At 61.2% G+C, this 725-nt stretch carries 1 protein-coding gene; it reads left to right on the top strand.

Annotated features, from left to right (window positions below; translation table 11 throughout):
- The first annotated feature begins 106 nt into the window (after window positions 1-106).
- On the top strand, window positions 107-628 hold the full coding sequence (locus OCH239_RS21445) for an acyloxyacyl hydrolase (RefSeq protein ID WP_037267582.1): 522 nt from the start codon (window positions 107-109) through the stop codon (window positions 626-628).
- Window positions 629-725: the final 97 nt, after the last annotated feature.

Raw genomic sequence — 725 nt, 5'->3', positions numbered from 1 at the left:
GGAGCTTGACTGGACTCTTATATGATCGAAAGCCATCAGCTTGCTGTTGCGGTGTTTGATCCGGTGGATATAACCGGACGCAAACGAGCAGCAGTGGGAAAACAGGATGGCCGACGGAACTTTTGCAGCAGTGATGCTGATCGCGGGCCTTGCAGATATGGGGCTCAATCATTGCGGATCTCCCGGCGGGTGCCTCGAGCGCACGGCGGATGCTCCAAGATTGAGCTTTTCAGCAGGTAGCGTGCTGGAGCGTCGTGCTGAAAGCGCGGCTGAGATCTACGCCCGATACGATCCTCGGACGCGTTTCGGTCCCTTCGGGACCGCCCTCGGGCTCTCCCTCGGAGAGGAGGGCGAAACGTGGCTCGGTGCGGGTCTGACCTGGGACTGGCGCTTCGGCTCCAGCCCTTACTACGGCGAACTGCACGTGATGCCGGGCTATTATCGGGCCGGCGACGGGTTCGATCTCGGCGGACCGATCGCGTTTCGATCGGGGCTCGAGCTCGGGTACGAGAGCTGGAACGGCTGGCGCTATGCCGTCAGTTACGACCACCGCTCGAATGCCGGGATCTACGACGAGAATCCGGGCGTCGAAACGGTTCAATTCCGCGTCTCCGTGCCTCTCGATTGAGGTGACGAGAGGGCCCGCGGATCTGAGCAGAAGCGTTCCGGAATTGAGGGTGCCTGCGGGGCCCCCGATCGACCATATAAGTGTCCAGTCATGTGAC

It is taken from the genome of Roseivivax halodurans JCM 10272 (assembly GCF_000521785.1).
Lineage (GTDB): Bacteria > Pseudomonadota > Alphaproteobacteria > Rhodobacterales > Rhodobacteraceae > Roseivivax > Roseivivax halodurans.
The sequence above is the reverse complement of the archived record's forward strand: the minus strand, read 5'-3'. Positions and strand labels throughout refer to the sequence as shown.

Excerpts from the sequence above, each read along its gene's own strand:
- OCH239_RS21445 (WP_037267582.1), top strand. The coding sequence starts at position 107 with ATGGCCGACGGAACTTTTGCAGCAGTGATGCTGATCGCGGGCCTTGCA.